The sequence below is a fragment of the Dyella sp. 01N36 genome (assembly GCF_056399745.1).
Genome location: NZ_JBFTRY010000022.1, coordinates 1 through 17,171, shown reverse-complemented (window position 1 = coordinate 17,171; position 17,171 = coordinate 1). Strand labels below are relative to the sequence as shown.

At 63.3% G+C, this 17,171-nt stretch carries 9 protein-coding genes; 1 reads left to right on the top strand and 8 read right to left on the bottom strand.

The window, feature by feature from the left end; all coding sequences use genetic code 11:
- Positions 1-308: 308 nt before the first annotated feature.
- The 5 genes from AC1DMG_RS07300 to AC1DMG_RS07280 form a co-directional block, all read right to left on the bottom strand.
- Positions 309-1,175: a GAF domain-containing protein gene (locus tag AC1DMG_RS07300; RefSeq protein WP_477177828.1), complete on the bottom strand. Its 867-nt coding sequence runs from the start codon at positions 1,173-1,175 to the stop codon at positions 309-311.
- Positions 1,176-1,290: 115 nt separating this feature from the next.
- Complete coding sequence (locus tag AC1DMG_RS07295) at positions 1,291-2,691, bottom strand: FAD-containing oxidoreductase (protein WP_477180355.1); 1,401 nt, start codon at positions 2,689-2,691, stop codon at positions 1,291-1,293.
- A gap of 120 nt (positions 2,692-2,811) precedes the next feature.
- A complete protein-coding gene (locus AC1DMG_RS07290; protein ID WP_477177830.1) occupies positions 2,812-3,891 on the bottom strand; it encodes an acetate/propionate family kinase in 1,080 nt (359 codons plus the stop codon).
- The gene (locus AC1DMG_RS07285; RefSeq protein WP_477177831.1) at positions 3,888-6,248 is read right to left on the bottom strand and encodes a phosphoketolase family protein; all 2,361 of its coding nucleotides are present in this window, start codon (positions 6,246-6,248) and stop codon (positions 3,888-3,890) included. The genes AC1DMG_RS07290 and AC1DMG_RS07285 overlap by 4 nt, the downstream gene beginning before the upstream one ends.
- An 88-nt stretch (positions 6,249-6,336) precedes the next feature.
- On the bottom strand, positions 6,337-6,639 hold the full coding sequence (locus tag AC1DMG_RS07280) for a BON domain-containing protein (protein ID WP_477180354.1): 303 nt from the start codon (positions 6,637-6,639) through the stop codon (positions 6,337-6,339).
- Between the two features lie 507 nt (positions 6,640-7,146).
- On the opposite strand from AC1DMG_RS07280, the gene AC1DMG_RS07275 reads away from it, so the two are divergent.
- Positions 7,147-7,785: a response regulator gene (locus AC1DMG_RS07275; protein ID WP_441603332.1), complete on the top strand. Its 639-nt coding sequence runs from the start codon at positions 7,147-7,149 to the stop codon at positions 7,783-7,785.
- A 46-nt stretch (positions 7,786-7,831) separates the two neighbouring features.
- Here AC1DMG_RS07275 and AC1DMG_RS07270 read toward each other — a convergent pair whose 3' ends face one another.
- The 3 genes from AC1DMG_RS07270 to AC1DMG_RS07260 form a co-directional block, all read right to left on the bottom strand.
- Complete coding sequence (locus AC1DMG_RS07270) at positions 7,832-10,654, bottom strand: TonB-dependent receptor domain-containing protein (protein WP_477180353.1); 2,823 nt, start codon at positions 10,652-10,654, stop codon at positions 7,832-7,834.
- A gap of 162 nt (positions 10,655-10,816) precedes the next feature.
- Positions 10,817-14,236 (bottom strand): GH92 family glycosyl hydrolase, encoded by a 3,420-nt coding sequence (locus tag AC1DMG_RS07265; protein WP_477180352.1) that lies wholly within the window; start codon positions 14,234-14,236, stop codon positions 10,817-10,819.
- A gap of 55 nt (positions 14,237-14,291) precedes the next feature.
- Entirely contained in the window at positions 14,292-16,709 is a 2,418-nt protein-coding gene (locus AC1DMG_RS07260) for a GH92 family glycosyl hydrolase (RefSeq protein WP_477180351.1), read from the bottom strand.
- Between the last annotated feature and the right edge of the window lie 462 nt (positions 16,710-17,171).

The following is a 17,171-nucleotide window of genomic DNA, read 5'->3' as shown; positions in this document are numbered from 1 at the left end:
GCAGGGTCGACACAGAATTCCGTGTCACGGATGACAACCGAACGCACATGATCGCAGCCGACTCGATATTTACAACGAGATGCTTCTTAGGCTGGCTCTGTCGAAAAAAACGCAGGGCGCGTTGAGTCCGTGGCGGCGAAGCGAAAAAACGCAGTTGTGTGGCGGACGCATCGAACAACAACTGCAGCCTCATCCGCTTCAATGCGCGTGCCAGGAAAGGATGCCTGATAGAAATTCAGGCAAGCAGAAGACGTCAGGCGGTGTAAGTACTACACGCTTATAGGTAGGAATTGGCGGAACGGCACTCGTCACTCGTTGCGAACGACGACCTGCACCACCTGACTCTCGGCGAGCAACAACTGCGTGTCGATCTCGGTACCGATGTCGCGAGCGAATTTCTCCACCGCCTGGATGGTGGCTGGATCCAGTTGCCTGGGTTGCGGATCGACCGCGCACAAGGTGCCGAAGAATTGTCCGTAGGCGCGGTAGATCGGCACGGCGATATAGCTCTCGAACCCATACAGCGCCGGCGTGGGGTGGTTCGAAAAAATCGGGTGCGTGCTCGCATGGTTGAACGTGACCGTCTGGCCATGCTGGCGGATGTCGTTGCAGATGGTGGTTTCCAGCACCAGGTCCTGCCCTGCCCGCAAGCCGAACTGGATCGCGTCGTACACCGCGCAGGCGGTCCATCGCGTATCCGATACCTTGGCCACGGTGACGAAGCGCATGCCGGTCTCGCGCGATACGGCCTGCAGTATCGATGCCACGCCGGGCATGCGTGCGATCAGGGCGACATCGCGACTGGTTGTTGCGTTTTCACCGGTAGCCAAGGTGGACCCGGGCGCCAGGCGCTCGCGCATGCGACGCTGCAGGCTCAGGCGCGACACGCGATGCACGAAGTCGCGCAGATCGCTGGTCACCGCGCGCAGCTGCGCGGCGGGGCCGGTCACCACCAACTGGCGGGCATCGATGCGCACGTCGTGCAGTTGATGCTGTGCCTTGAACTCGTCGACTTCGGCGACGAAGGCTTCGATCCAGTAGTGATCGGGGCGGGCGCTCAGGAAGGCGAGCATCAGCGGCTCGGCCTTGCCCTCACCATCGACGCACGGCGCCGGCAGGTCGAATCCGGCCACGGTCGGCGGCCAGACGTATTCGGATGCGTCCTGTGTTGCCATGACGTTGATGATTCCCCGATCGCCACCCCGGGCCAGTATGCGCCATGTGATGGCGATGTGACGCCCTACTTAGGTGTAATTCCGGGGTACTCAAAAGCGGGGGCGGCGCCAGGGCCTAAATGGTGACAGCCGGCGCGGGAGCGGTCACCGGATGCAGGTCCTGCAACGTCGTCGGCAGCAGCTCGCTGATGGTCGGGTGGATGTGTACCGCGTGCGTTACAGTCCGGTACGGCGCATCGGCGTACATCACATCGAGCAGGCAGTGGATCGCCTCGTCGCCGCTGGCGCCGAGGATGGCGGCGCCGAGCAGACGTTCGCTTTGACCGTCGACGATGACCTTCATGAAGCCCAGGGTCTCGCCTCGCTCGATGGCGCGACCGACGCGGGTCATCGGGCGCACGCCGACCCGCACGTCGTGGCCCTTCTGCAGGGCTTCGGTCTCGGTCAGGCCGATGCGCCCAAGGGGCGGGTCGATGTACAGCGCATAGGCGGGGATGCGATCGGAAATGCGGCGAGGCTCATTGTCCAGCACGTTGGCGGCGACGATCTCGTAGTCGTTGTAGGAGGTGTGGGTGAAGGCGCCGCGACCGTTGCAATCGCCCATGGCCCAGATGCCCTCGACATTGGTGCGGCATTGATCGTCGACCACGATGTAGCCGTTCTTGTCCATCTTGACGCCGGCCTTGTCCAGGCCGAGGTCGTCCGTGTTCGGACGCCGGCCCACGGCCAGCAGCAGATGCGTGCCGTGCACCTTCATGCGCGGCTCGGCGCATTCGGCGATCACGCAGATCTCACCCGCCGAGCCCTCCAGCTCGATGCACTCCGCGCCAAGATGCAGGGTGATGCCTTCGCGCTCGAGGATATCCACGACGGCGGCGGAGACATCCGGATCTTCGCGCGGCAACAGGCGCTGGCTGCGCTCCACGATGGAGACCTCGGCGCCGAAGCGGCGGAACATCTGGCCGAATTCCAGGCCGATATAGCTGCCGCCCACGATCACCAGGTGCCTGGGCAGCTCCTGCAGTTCGAGGATGCCGACGTTGGTGAGGTAAGGCACCGTGCCTACGCCGGGAAAATTCGGCTCGACCGCACGGCCGCCCACGTTGATGAAAAACTGGTCGGCCTCGATCAGCTCATCGCCGACACGCAGTGTCCGGGGCGATTCGAATTGCGCATGACCGCGAAACAAGGTGACGTTGGCCATGCCCGCCACCCAGTTCTCGACGTTTTCGCGCGAACGCCCGGAGATGCCTTGCGTGCGCTTCCACACCTGGGCCATGTCCACCGTGATCTCGCCGGTGCCCACGCCATAGTCCGCGGCGCGACGTCCCATATGGGCCACCTCCGCACTGGCCACCATGGCCTTGGTGGGAATGCAGCCGGTGTTGACGCAGGTGCCGCCCATCAGCTTGCGCTCGATCAAGGCGACCTTGCGGCCGGCGGCACCCAGGCGTCCGGCCAGCGATGGGCCGGCCTGCCCTGCTCCGATTACTACTGCATCGAATCGCTTGGTCATGATGGCTGCCAGGGGGAATCCGAAAAACGTTAGCGTGGCACCGTGACAGGAAAGGCCGCGTCAAGGCGCGCCATCTCAACCACCGTCATCCCTGCGAAGGCAGGGATGACGAGCAAAAAATCAGTGCGTCGCCAGGCGGGCGGCATGGCTCGCCATGATGCGGTTCTCCTGCGCCGGCAGCACGCGTGTCTGGAGCGACGGAAAGCACGGAGCGAGATGGGCCTCGACGCTGGCGCGCGTCGGTTCGTCGTGTTCGCCGATGCCGCCGGTGAAGACCAGCAGGTCCACGCCGCCCAGCACCACCGCCATGCCGGCGGCCTGCTGCGACACAGACAAGGCGAACTGCTCCAGCGCCAGTGCGGCCAGCGGTTGATGCTTGGCGGCGCGCAGTTCGCGTACGTCGGCGCTGAGATCAGAAATGCCACGCAGACCCGAGCGATGTTCCAGCAAGTCGTTCAGCTCGCTCGGGCTGGCGTGCCCCTCGCGGAGCAGAAACAGCATCACGCCGGGATCGAGATCGCCCGGGCGCGTTCCCATCAGAATGCCGCCGGTCGGGGTCATGCCCATGCTGGTGTCGATGGACTGGCCATCGCGTACGGCGGTGAGGCTGGCACCGCTGCCGAGGTGGGCGATGATCAACCGGACCGGCACCGGATCCAGCTGCGCGAGGATCGACTCGCACGAGAGGCCGTGAAAGCCATAGCGCTGCACGCCTTTTGCCAGCAAGGCGTGCGGCAATGGCAGGATGCGCGCCGTATCAGGAAGGTCGCGATGAAAGGCGGTGTCGAAACAGGCGATTTGCGAAGCCTGCGGCAGCGCTTTTATCGCATGCCTCACCCATCCAAGGGCGGCGGGAACATGCAGCGGCGCAAAGCTGGCGGCAGCTTCGATCTTGCGCAGCACATCGTCGTCGATCAGGCAGTGTTCCCGCAGCCATGGACCGCCATGCACGATGCGGTGAGCGACCGCGTCAATCGTGGTGATGCCCGCGAGCTTACGCAAGGCATCCCGCGCTGCCTCATCGCCCTCACCAGCAAGCTCCCGCTCCACCGAGCGGGATCCGTCGTGATAGCGCAACTGCCGGCGCTCACCCCGTGTCTGGATCTCACCTTCGGCCACTGCTTGTGGCCGGTTCGAGTCCACCCGATAGATGCCGAACTTCAGCGACGAGGAGCCGACATTCAGGGTCAATACCTTCATGCAGGCTGCCATTGCCAGTTGAGGATGTCCGGCAGATCCACGCCGTGCTCACTCACGTAGAGACGATGGCGCTCGATATCGCTCCAATAGCGCTGTCTCGCCTCCGCGCGCATGGCCACGAGCCTTGGCACGCGATTGACCACATCCAGGGCGAGCTGAAAACGGTCGAGATTGTTGAGCACCATCATGTCGAAGGGCGTGGTGGTGGTGCCCTCTTCCTTGTAGCCGCGCACGTGGATGTTGTCGTGGTTGTGCCGGCGATAGGTGAGCTTGTGGATGATGCCCGGATAGCCGTGGAAGGCGAAAATCACCGGCTTGTCGCGCGTGAACAGGCGATCGAACTGGTCATCATCCATGCCGTGCGGATGTTCGTCGGCGGTCTGCAGGGTCAGCAGGTCGACCACGTTGACCACGCGGATGCGCAAGTCCGGGATGCGCTGGCGCAGCAGCATGACGGCTGCCAACGCTTCAACGGTAGGCGCGTCTCCGGCGCAGGCCAGCACCACATCCGGGTCGTCATCGCCGTGGCCGGCCCAGTGCCAGATGCCGGCACCTGCCGTGCAATGCGCGATGGCCGATTCGATATCCAGCCACTGCCAGTCCGGCTGCTTGCCGGAGATGATCAAGTTCACATAGTGACGGCTGCGCAGGCAGTGATCAGCTACCGACAGCAGGCAGTTCGCGTCCGGTGGCAGGTAGATGCGCACGATCTCGGCTTTCTTGTTCGCCACATGATCAATGAAGCCCGGGTCCTGGTGCGAGAAGCCGTTGTGATCCTGGTGCCACACATGCGAGCTGAGCAAGTAATTGAGCGACGCGATCGGTGGTCGCCAGGCCATGGTGCGGGTCACCTTCAACCACTTGGCGTGCTGGTTGAACATCGAATCGATGATGTGGATGAAGGCCTCGTAGCAATTGAACAAGCCATGCCGGCCGGTGAGCAGGTAGCCTTCCAGCCAGCCCTGGCATTGGTGTTCGCTGAGCATCTCCATCACGCGGCCATCGGGCGCCAGATTCATGTCGGTGTCGACGGTCTCGGCCATCCACACCTTGGGCGAGACTTCGTAGACCGCTTCCAGGCGATTGGATGCAGTCTCGTCCGGACCAAACAGACGGAAGTTGCCGGTATCGCGATTGAGCGCCATCACGTCGCGCAGCCAGCGACCGAGATTGCGCGTGGCCTCGGCCTTGAGTGCGCCGGGGCGTTCGAAGCTCAGCGCATGATCACGGAAATTAGGCATGCGCAAAGGCTTCAACAAGCTGCCGCCATTGGCGTGCGGATTGGCGCTCATGCGTCGATGCCCGGTGGGCGGCAATTCGCCCAGCTCGTCGATCAGCGTGCCATTGCGGTCGAACAATGCCTGCGGTTGATAGCTTTGCATCCACTGTTCGAGGATCTGCAGATGCCCGGGCTTGGACATGTCCGACAGCGGCACCTGGTGCGCTCGCCAGGTGCCTTCGACCGGCAAGCCATCGACAAACGCGGGGCCGGTCCAGCCCTTGGGCGAACGCAACACGATCATCGGCCAGCGCGGCCGCGTGGCGGCGCCGGCACCTGCGCGACGGGCGCGACGCTGGATGCGCTGGATGCGAGAGAGACAGGCATCCATCGCCGCCGCAAAGGCGACGTGCATCAGCGCAGGATCGCTGCCCTCGACAAAGATCGGATCGTGGCCGTAGCCCTGCAACAGATATTTCAGTTCACGGTCGCCAATGCGCGCCAGCACCGTCGGGTTGGCGATCTTGTAGCCGTTCAAATGCAGGATCGGCAACACCGCGCCGTCGCGCGCGGGGTTCAGGAATTTATTGGAATGCCAGCTGGTGGCGAGCGGTCCGGTCTCCGCCTCACCATCGCCAATGATGCAGGTGACGATCAGCTCGGGGTTGTCGAAGGCCGCGCCATACGCATGCGACAAGGAATATCCCAGCTCGCCGCCCTCATGGATCGAGCCCGGCGTCTCGGGCGCCACATGACTGGGCACGCCGTACGGCCAGGAAAACTGGCGGAACAACTGGTGCATGCCTTCGCGATCGCGACCGACGTGCGGATAGACCTCGGTATAGGAGCCTTCCAGATAGCTGTTCGCAACCAGCCCGGGACCGCCATGCCCCGGCCCGATCACGTAAATCATGTCCAGGTCGTGCTGCCGGATGACCCGGTTCAGATGCACGTAGATGAAGTTGAGCCCGGAGGTGGTGCCCCAGTGGCCGAGCAGGCGCTGTTTGACGTGCTCCAGCCGCAACGGCTCTTCAAGCAGCGGGTTGTCACGCAGGTAGATCTGCCCGACGGTGAGGTAGTTCGCTGCATTCCAGTAGCGATGCATCCGGTCCATCAGGACGGGATCGAGTGACGGCATGGCGCGCTTCCTCAGGTCCGGAGCTCAAGGCTCCGGATCGTGCCAATCGCCGCGTGCAGGTGCCGTCATCAGCCGCCAGGGCGTCGGGTCAGCGCACCATGGGCATCACATCGAGCTCGTTGGTGACTTCTTTGACGCCGTTGACCTGCCGCGCGACGGTCTCGACCCGCAGTGACTCGGTATCGTTCTTGACCGGGCCGCGAAGCACGATGGCGCCATCGGAGACAATCACTTCCACACGGTGTCCGGCATCGGAGAGTGACGTATCGTTCGCCAGCGCCTTGCGCACCGCTGCCTGAAGCTGCGCGTCGGCGGAACTGTGCACCTGCGATGCCGCTTCCTTCGGCGTTACTGCCTGAAAAGCCATTGCCGGGCCGGCAGCGAGCGTCACCAACCACCCCATGACATGAGCTTTCATWCGTTTGCCTCGTCGCGTATCGGGCCTGATCTGCGACTTTATTAATCGTCGAACGCCGTGAAACGCGCGTGCATTTTGCCTTTGGCCCGCGCGGGCCGACACGGCCACAGGCGCCCGCCTGGGCATAAAAAGAGACAGCCCCTACGTGAGGGGCTGTCAGACATCCTTGTTTCTTCTGTCCGTCCAGTGACAGGGCGCCATATTCACAGGATTTCGCTGACAGGCAAATCGGATGAATCTGAGATTGACATACCGATCTGCGATGAACGGGTCCGCCGCACRCCAGGGCCGCTTCTCGATCAGGCCCCCGATGYGCCCGGCCTCCTCATGACCGCCGATCCTGCTGTTGCCGGGCGACGCGTCGTGATGATCAGCCACTGACACCGTTGCTGAGAGTCCTCTGATTTACGCCCAGCTTTCGTCGAATCATGCGCTGCACAAACTACAGTGATCGCAAGATCATCACTGTGAAGTTGCGTCATGCCTCTCCGTATCATCGTTGCCGATGACCATCCGATCGTTCGGGTCAGCGTCATCGCGGAATCTCAAAAGATCGCCGGCGTGGACGTCGTCGCCGAAGCCCATTCGCCCCGGGAACTGCTTGCGACGCTGCAGCGCACGCCTTGCGACCTGGTCATCACCGACTTCAGCATGCCAGGCCCTGCGGGCGACGATGGCATGGAGCTGCTGGAGCAAATTCGCGGCCGCTGGCCGGACATCCAGGTGATCGTGCTCACCATGTTGTCGAACGCCGGGCTGCTCAATGCGATCCGCTCCAAAGGCGTTGCCGCCCTGCTTAGCAAATCGGACCGGCTCGACGACATCGCCAGCGCGATTCGCGCCATCAAGGCGGGCGAAACGTATATGAGCGCCTCGGTGGTGCGCCTGCTAGGCCTTTCCGCCGGCAGCGTGCGCGAGGACGGCCTGCTCGCCCTGACCGAGAAGGAAATCGAAGTGCTGCGGCTGTTTGTGTCCGGATCCACGATCTCGGAGATCGCCGCCAAGCGCGAGCGCAGCGTCAAGACCATCAGCCATCAGAAGATGAGCGCGATGCACAAGCTCGGCATCCGCAACGACCCCGAGCTGTACAACTACGCGCACGAACACGGGCTCGGCTGAGCCACGTGGTGACCCGCCGAGCACCAGGCTCGGCGGGTCTGCTTGCTTACTTGCCGAAGTCATACCCCACTTCGAGATATACCGAGCGACCCAGCGCGTTGTACAGGGTCACGTCGTAGTACGGCCAGTTGCCGTTGGTGGTGTCGGTGGGCGGACGCTTGTTGGCGATGTTGTTGACCACCAGCGAGATCGTCGTCTTCGGCATGATCTTATAGTTCACGCTGCCGTTGAAGGTGATCCACGGGCCGATGTTTTTCTCGGTGCCGATGGAGTTCCAGGAAGTGCCATTGCGGATGCCGTACAGCGTGCTGCTCCACTTGCCGATATTCCAGGTGGCCGTGCCGCTGACCCTGCTCTTGAACTCGTTGGAGTTGGCGCAGCACAGGTAGTTGGTCACCGGATCGCCGGCCTTTTCCTGATAGGTGTGCTTGAGCTCGTCGTAGTAGTCCAGGCTAAACAGGAAGCTGCCGATCGACGACGTCTTGAAGTGGTAGTTCAGGCTGGACTGGATGCCGGTCTGGTATTCCGTGGCCACGTTGATCGGATAGGTATCCACTTCCGATATGCCGCCGGGATTGACCGGATCGGTGGACGGCAGGCGCTTCACTTCGCCCAGCACTTCGCGACAGGTCGGCGAGTTGATGTCGAACGCTTGCTGGCCGTTCTCGGAGGTGCCGAGGCGGCAGTTGGCTTCCTGCTGCAGGATCTCGTCGCTGCTCAAGGTCACCACTTCGTTGGAGATGCGGATGGCGTTGTAGTCCACCGACCAGCTCAGGTTGTTGTCCGCCGTCGACCAGACGAAGCCGTAGGTGAAGGACTTGGCCGTGATGTCCTTGAGGTTGGTGTTGCCGGACGACACCGCCAGCATCGACGTGCCCGACTGCGCGCAGTCGCCGTAGTTCTGCGAGTTGTAACCCTCCTGGCGACACTTGTAGTAGTCGGTCGACTGCGAATAGCCGCTGCTGTGCGAGGAGAACAGGTAGAACATGTCCGGCGCGCGGAACGCCGTGGCGTAGCTGCCGCGCAACAGCAGCGTGTCGATCGGACGGTATTCCAGGCCGAGCTTGTACGTGGCCTTGCCGTTGCCGGTGCCCGCGTAGCTGTATTTGTCGTAGCGCGAGGACACGTTGGCGATCAACGTCTCAAACAGCGGAATGCGCATCTCGCCGCCGAAGGCGTACTGGCTGCGCTTGCCTGATGCGGTGGTGCTGCCGGTCACGCCCCGATAGTAGCCTTCGGCGGCTGCCGGGCTGGCCGAGCTGTTGTCGAAACGCTCGTTGCTGTTCTGCACGATGGCCGCAAAGCCCACGTCGCCCGCGGGCAGCGAGAACAGCGAGGTGGTGTTGGCGGTGAGGGTCTCGTTCTGCGTCCAGGCCATCGACTGGGAGATGTTGGGCGCAGTGAACTGATCGTACTGGGCACGCGTCAGCGGTTGATACAATCGATCTAAATTCGGCGCGTAAATAGCGTAGCCATTGGGGTCGGTGCCCAGCTGCGGCCCGAGGTAGTAATCGTCGATGCCATTGGCGGCAAGGAAGTCGGTCGACTTGCGCGTCACATTGGACTGCGAACGGTTGTAGTAGCCGTCGTAGTTCCAGCTCGAATTGCCGATGCTGCCGCGCACACCCAGGCTCACGTTGTAGGTGCGGGTGAATACGTGCTGGTCCTGCGCATCGGAGCCCACTTCCTCGGGCGCAAAGATGCGCTGCCATTCCTCGTACTGGCCGCTGGTCTTGTTGTAGAACGTGTTGTTCCAGAACGGACTGCCGCCGTTGTAGGTTGGGTTGCTGTAGCTGTACAGCATGTCCGCATACAGCTCGGTGCTGTCGTTGAGGTGATAGCGCGCGAACAATGAACCGTTGGCTTCGGTGCTCTTGTTGGCCAGCGTGGCATAGCTCACGTTGTTCGGACTGCCGCAGTAATAGCCGAGATTGGAGCCCGCGCGGTAGCTGTACGCAGTGGTGCCGTTGTACAGATAGCTCAGCGGCGCGCAGGTGGCCGAGCCCGGATCGATGTAGTGCGGATTGTCGCCTTCGGCCAGGCGCAGGAAGGTGCGCGAGGGTACGCCGGGCTTGCCGGTCGGGTCGTCGTTGTAGGAGTCGATGTAGCTGCGCTGATAAGCCCAGATCGGGTCTTCCTTGGACAGCTGCAAGCCGCCGCTCAGTTCGAGATCACCCCACTGGTGACCCGAACTCACCTGCAGGCGCTTGCTCGCACCGCCGCCATCGCTGTAGTCGCCGTAGCGGAAGCTCACGTGCGTGCCGTCGATGTGATCCTTCATCACGATGTTGACTACGCCGGCAATCGCCGCCGAACCGTAGATGGACGACTGGCCGCCGGTCAGCACGTCGATATGGTCAATCAGGCCCACCGGAATATTGGCGATGTCGGTGATGTTGTTATTGCCGTTGTACGCGAGCGGATAGCTCGCCATCGGCCGGCCGTTGAGCAGGGTGAGCGTGAAACTGGGATTGAGGCCGAACAGGCTGACGGTCTTGGCGCCGGGCGTATAGCCACCGGTGAACTGCGGGTCCTGCACCGAACCGTTGGCAATCGGCAGCGAACGCAGCGCATCGAACGTATCGGTAAAGCCCTGCTGGTCGATGTCCTTGGCGGTGATGGTGGTGATGGGCGACGGCCCTTCGATCTGCGCGCGCGGAATCAGCGAGCCGGTCACCGTCACCGCTTCGAGCTTCTTGGTCTTCTTTTCATCGGTGGCCGTCGCGACGGGCGGCATGCTGTTGTCCTGCGCCGAGCTCGACTGCGCGATGGGCGCTGGCGCTGCAACGTCGTTGTCCCCGGCCAGCGCCTGTCCAATCGACAAGGCCAGCAAACTGACTGCAAATGCACTTACTACGTGAGCTTTCATAAACAGCGGTTCTCCCCGGAATGTGCTCACCGCCCCTCTTAGACGGCTTGCTAAGACAAACCTCGCCACCGTCTCTGGCCGACGGCAAAACGAAGACGCAAAACTCCCCTATGCCGCAGAAGTCAGCCTTCTGCGGTCCAGGCCTTTCCTTGCTGGATCAACTCAGGGCGTAGGCGCTAACCCAAGCCACTCCACCTCTGACAATGCAACGCCTTGCGATGCATCGACATGTTCCGCACGCCACCGGTAGTGCGCGTAATTCCCCTGGTGCGCCACACCGAATGCGCGCGTCTGCCGACGCCATGGAAATGCTTCGCCGCGACGCTCATCCAGGGTGACCCAGTGAACGCCATCGGTTGAACCTTCGAACTTCCAACTCTTGGGATCGCGACCCGCCTTGGCCGACGAGGTGAGCGTGTACATCGAAATCTCACGCGGCTGGTCGAGATCCAATTGCACGGTCGGCGAGGAACCCTTGAGCGACGCCTCGGTATCGGAGGTGTTATCACTCAATGCGCGGGCTGCGCCGTCATCGCCTGCGACCACGACGTGCGCACCCTTGCCGTCGGCAAGATCGACCAGCGGCGCCGGCGCCTTCGCGCCCGACGTCTGCGACGGCAGTCGTGCTTCGCCGTCCGCACTACCCCACTGGGACGGTGCGGCGCCCATGCGGAAATCGAGCACCGCGCCATTGACCAGATCGGCATGCGCAAGCCAGCTACGGTCGTAGGCCTTGCCGTTGATCGTCATGCTCTGGATATAGCGATTGCGATCGCTCACGTCCGGCGCACGAATGTCGATGGTCTTGCCGTTGTCCAGATGGATGATCATGTGCGGGAAATACGGCGCGCCGATCGCATAGGTGGGCGTGCCCATGCGCAGCGGATAGAAACCCGCCGCACTGAACACCCACCACGCGGACATCTCGCCGTTGTCTTCGTCGCCCGGATAACCCTGGCCGATCTCGCTGCCGATATACAGCCGCGACAGCGCATCGCGCACTTTGTCCTGCGTCTTCCACGGCTGGCCGACCAGGTCGTACATGTAAAGGATGTGGTGCGAAGGCTGGTTGCTGTGGCCGTACTGGCCCATGCGCACGTCGCGCGCCTCGAGCATCTCGTGGATGATGCCGCCGTATTCGCCCACGTTGAAATCGGTGCCGGCGCCGAAGAACGCGTCGAGCTTCCTGGCCAGGCCGTCGATGCCGCCGTAGAGATTGGCCAGGCCCTGCCCGTCCTGCACGCCTTCGAACGTCATGTTCCAGGCATTGGTTTCGGTGTAATCGCCACCCCAGGCCTTCGGATCGAAATGCTCAGCATCGACGCGCCAGGAACCGTCCGGCTTGCGGCCCACGAAAAAGCCGACCGCCGCGTCGAACAGGTTCACGAAGTTCAGCGAGCGGCTGTGGAAGTAGCGGGCGTCGTCGGCATAGTGCGCGGCATAGGGATCGCTCGCCTCATGCCCGGCGGCCAGTGTCTGCGCCAGTTCGCCGATGCCGAAGTCGTTGAGATAGCCGGCCATCGACCACGACAGCCCTTCGTCGGTGCTGTTGTCGATATAACCCTTGAACACCGAACGCTCGATGCCCTTTCGACCGGCGCCAGGGATCTCGCTGACGACCGTCGCATCCTTGAGCGCGGCTTGATAGAACGAGTGCACATCGAAGTTATGGATGCCCTTGTTCCAGGCATCGGCAAACGCGACGTCGGCGCTCGTGCCCACCATCAGGTCGGCATAACCGGGCGACGACCAGCGCGCGATCCAGCCGCCATCGCGATACTGCTGCACGAAGCCGTCGATCATCTCGCCCGCCTGCGTGGGCGTCAGCAGTGCATAGGCCGGCCATGCGGTGCGATAGGTGTCCCACAGGCCGTTGTTGACGTACGGCTTGCCGGCAACGATGCGCGCGCCTGTCTGCGTCGGTGTATTGGCGCCCGTGGCTGCGGAGAACGGGCTGGCGTAGCGATAGTCCGGCTTTGCTGCCGTGCCGACGTTTTCGTACGCCTCGTTCGGATACAGGAACAGGCGATACAGGTTGGAATACAGCGTCACCTTGTCGGAGGCGCCGGCTCCGGGAATCTCGATGTGGCCGAGCATCTCATTCCAGCGCGACGCCGCGCGTGCCTGCACGCTGTCGAAAGTGTCGTTGTCGGCAATCTCCTGGGCCAGATTGCGCTTGGCCTGCTCCAGGCTGATCAAGGAGGTGGCGATGCGCATCGTCACCGTTTTCTCCGCCCCCGTGTCGAAGCCAAACCACGCGCCCACGTGATCGCGTCCCTGCGCGCTCAGTCGTCCGCTCTCGGTCACGGGCCGGTCGAAGCTGGCGTAGAAGAACAAGCGCGTGGCGCCCGTGGACAGGTGGCTGGCCACATCGGAATAACCGCTGATGCTGCCGTGCTGCGGATCGAGCTCGATGCCCGCCTTGTCATTGCGGTTGTCGAACACCAGCTGCGAGCGATCGCCCTTGAAGGTGAAGCGCATCATGGCGGCGTGACTGGTCGGTGTCATCGCGGCGCTGATGCCGTTGTCGAAAGTGACCTGATACAGATCGGCGCGTGCGGTTTCGTGATCGTGGGTGAAGCTCAGCGAGCGCGCATCGCGATCGAGCGGCGGCGCGCCGCTGGCCACGGCGGCCGGCATGATCTGGAAGGTCTGGCGATCGCCCATCCACGGGCTGGGCTCGTGGCTCAGCGCGAACGCCTGGATGCGCGGATGGTTATCCGGGCCGTTGCGGTCCTGGTACTGATAGATCCAGTCCGAACCGGCCTGCGTCGTCGGGGTCCAGAAATTGAAACCATGCGGGAGTGCCACGGCCGGAAAATTATTGCCGCGCGAGAAATGCGCGTTGGCGTTGCTGCCGCGACGCGTGTCCACATAGGTGTTGGGCGATGCATCTGCGGCCACAGGGACATCACTCAGCCGCAGGTCATCGATATAGCCGTGGAAAGCGTCCGTGCCCTTGGGGGCCGCTTCCACCAGTTCGATCGCGGCCACCGTCTTGCCGGCCGCCACCGCACCCACGTCGATATCGAGCGCATTCCACTGATTGTCGTGCAACATGCGCGCAGCGCCCTGCGCGGACGCGTTCGCCGGTACACGATGCTGGTCTTGGGCATGCAGCGACGACAGCCGCGTGCCGTCGGTGAACACCAGGTCCACGGCCACGTACTGCGCCAGGCCGCGCGCCTCTCCGCTCGGATCGGCGGGAAGCACCATATAGGAAAGATGCGAGTTCGCCGTCAGCGGCTGCTTGGCGTGAAACAGCACCGTGCGCCGCTCATGCGCGTCGCTGACCGCGTCCGCGTCGTAGCGGAGACTGTGCGTGCCAGTGAAACCGACACCCGGCTTGGAGGTGAGGGATTCCTCCTTGCCGGGGCCGGACACCACACTCATGCGCCAGCCTTTGACGCTGGCTGAATCGGGTTGGGCGTCGCCGGTTTCGAACGAGGTGGCAAAGCCCTGGGTCGGCGCGGTCGCCGCATGCGCCGCCGACGCAAGACCCAGTGCAACAGCGAGACTCATCACCTGACGGCGCATGCCCTGCACTGACGTGATGCCATGTATAGCCGTCCGCTTATTCATCCACGCTCTCCGCAATCCAGTCCGCCCAACATGGGGTGATGCACGCTCGCGCCGCTTACGCTTTCGTCGGCGRGAACGACGGGGGCGCCTTGGCGATATCGCTGCCCCAAGCCTTATTGGCCTGCGCACCCAGGGTAAATTCAAGCTTCCCGCCATGCTCGGCGAAACTCGCCGGCAACCACGGACTGTCGTGCGGCTTGCCGTTTACGCTCAGGGACTGCACGAACGGTGTCTGCGCTGAAGCCGATGGCGCGGCAATCACCACATCACCCTGTGTGCGATGAATCACTGCATGGGTGAACAACGGACTGCCGAGGACGAGTTCGCCACGGCCCGGAATGGCCGGATACATGCCGAGCGCGGACCACACGTACCAGGACGACATTTCGCCCAGGTCGTCATTGCCGGGAATGCCTTCGGGCGTGTTCTTCCACAGCGTGTTCACCACGATGCGCACGGCCTCCTGTGTCTTGGACGGCTGGCCGACAAAGGCATACAACCAGGGCGTGCCCACCGAGGGCTCATTGTCGAGCTCGGCGTGCAACGGGCCCGCTTCGGTCAGCGCCCACTTGCCCTTGTCGTCGTGGAAGAAGCGATCCAGACGAGCCGATGCCTTCTCGATGCCGCCCATCTGATCGAACAGGCCACGCACGTCGAACGGCACCATCCACAGATAGACCGCCGCGCTGCCTTCGACAAAGCCATCGTCGGCCTCGGGCTTGAACGCGGGCCAGCTGCCGTCGGCATTGCGGTTCTGGATATAGCCGCCTTCCGGCGCCGCCTTCGGGTTGAACAGGTTGCGCCAGTAGCCGGCGCGGGTCAGGAACAGCGCTTCGTTCTTCTTGTCGCCGACGCGGGCAGCAAGCTGCGAGAGCGCAAAATCCGCCGTCACGTCTTCCAGCGTTTCCGCCGCGCCGCCCCAGGCGTGCGAGGTGGTGGCGATGTAATGCAACTTCAGCCACTGGTCGAGCGACGGACGCTGGCCCACGCACTCCACGTTGCAGCCGTCGTCGGAGAGATCGTTGGCAGTCGTCACAGTCGCCGCCGTCAGCAGCGAGGCATACGCGCCCTTCAGGTCGAACTCGTGGCCGCCGAAGGCATCGATGGCAGCCAACGCGGGCACGGCCGGGTCGCCGCTCATCACGTGGGTGCCGCCGTTGTTGTGCGTCCAGCGATCCCACTCACCGTGGTTCTGATTGGCCTGGTTGAACAGCGACTGCGCGATATCGCTGCCCACGTCCGGATACAGCCAGGTGACCAGCTGCAACTGCGAGCGGTATATATCCCAGCCGGAGAAGTTGGCGTACTGCACGCGCTGCTTGCCTTCGACGCGATGCACCTGCTGGTCGAAACCGCGGTATTCGCCGTTGACGTCGCTGAATACGTTGGGGTGCAGCAGCGAGTGGTAGAGCGCGGTGTAGAAGGTGGTGCGCTCATCGGCGCTGCCGCCGGTGACGGTGACCTTGCCGAGCGCATCGTTCCATGCCTGGCGGGCCTTGGCCTGTACCTGCGCCACCGTCTGCCCCGCGGGAATCTCCGCCGCGAGGTTGGCCTTGGCGTTGTCGAGGCTCACATACGAGATGCCCACGCGAACGTTCACGGCGCCCTTGGCCGGATCAAAACCCAGCCACACGCCCGAGCCCTTGCCCGCGGTGGGGAAGCCCTTTGCGTCGTAACCCGTGCCGCCCTGCGCCGCCGTCTTACCCGGCTGCACGTCGCCGTCATGCCAGGCGCCGGTGGAGGCGAACGGCTGGTCGAATTGCGCCACGAAATACAGCGTGTAGTAGCTGCGCTGATCGGCCTTGGCCAGGTAGCCGCAGAAATTGCCGCTGGTGACCGAACCGGTGACCGTGTGCGTGGCGCGATCGATGCTGACGTTCGCATCGCTGCTGCCCACTTCGGAATCGGACGTGCGGATCAGCAGATTGGCCGGCTTGTTGGCGGGAAACGCAAAGCTGCCGATGCCGCTGCGCGTTGCTGCCGCCAGTTCCACCTGCACGTCATTGGCCAGGCGCACGTGATACGCGCCAGCCGTGGCCTGCTCGTTGGCGTGGGTGTAGTCGCTGGCGTAGGTGGCATCGGTGAGATCAGCCGAAGGCGAGGCCTGCACGGCGGTGGTCACCGGCATGAAGGGCACATCGCCGCTCGCGCCAGCACAACCGGCGCCGGAGATATGCGTGAGGCTCAAACCGCGGATGCGCGGCGCGTCGTACAGATAGCCGCTGGGCGAGGCGGTACGGGTGTGCTTGCCGCGCGTGTTCTCCGGGCTCCACTGCAACATGCCGAACGGAACCACCGCGCCCGGATAGGTGTTGCCGCCATGGCGGCTGCCAATCAGCGGATTGACGTCGTCCGCCGGCTGACTCGCACCCTGCGCCAACAAGGGCGACGCGGCCGCCATCGACACGCCACACGCCAGCGCCGCGATCCACGCGCGACGAAGCCCCTGCCTACCCGACAAGCCCTGCCCCATGCCACCTCTCCCCGACGGACGTTTAGCCGTCTTCACATATTTAGATCGATCTAAATTGAGCATCTAAAAAAAGGCCACGAAGTGATGGACCCGGTTCCCGGATGACAGCGACTTGTGCCTGTCCCCAACTCTAACCTGCTTTGCAGCCGGGATGCTTGCTGCAATGCAAAAGAGGCCCAGGGGTCGCACCCATCGCCTCAATTCGCATTGGCTTTATCCCTTCAGCCATCGCCGCGCCCGCTTGTCTGTGGGAGCGCACCCTGTGCGCGACAGCGACGCCGGGGTGTACCGCTTCGTAGGTTTGTCGCGCACAGGGTGCGCTCCCACAAAGAAGCCGACCGGCAATGTTGATCCACCATCCCCGGACCTGCGTCCTCCCTTGTGGGAGCGCACCTTGTGCGCGACAGCCACGCCGGGGTGTACCGCTCCGTAGGTTTGTCGCGCACTGTCGCGCACAGGGTG

Coding starts and splice junctions, on each gene's coding strand:
- AC1DMG_RS07300 (WP_477177828.1), bottom strand. CDS start 1,175: ATGGCAACACAGGACGCATCCGAATACGTCTGGCCGCCGACCGTGGCC.
- AC1DMG_RS07295 (WP_477180355.1), bottom strand. CDS start 2,691: ATGACCAAGCGATTCGATGCAGTAGTAATCGGAGCAGGGCAGGCCGGC.
- AC1DMG_RS07290 (WP_477177830.1), bottom strand. CDS start 3,891: ATGAAGGTATTGACCCTGAATGTCGGCTCCTCGTCGCTGAAGTTCGGC.
- AC1DMG_RS07285 (WP_477177831.1), bottom strand. CDS start 6,248: ATGCCGTCACTCGATCCCGTCCTGATGGACCGGATGCATCGCTACTGG.
- AC1DMG_RS07275 (WP_441603332.1), top strand. CDS start 7,147: ATGCCTCTCCGTATCATCGTTGCCGATGACCATCCGATCGTTCGGGTC.
- AC1DMG_RS07270 (WP_477180353.1), bottom strand. CDS start 10,654: ATGAAAGCTCACGTAGTAAGTGCATTTGCAGTCAGTTTGCTGGCCTTG.
- AC1DMG_RS07265 (WP_477180352.1), bottom strand. CDS start 14,236: ATGAATAAGCGGACGGCTATACATGGCATCACGTCAGTGCAGGGCATG.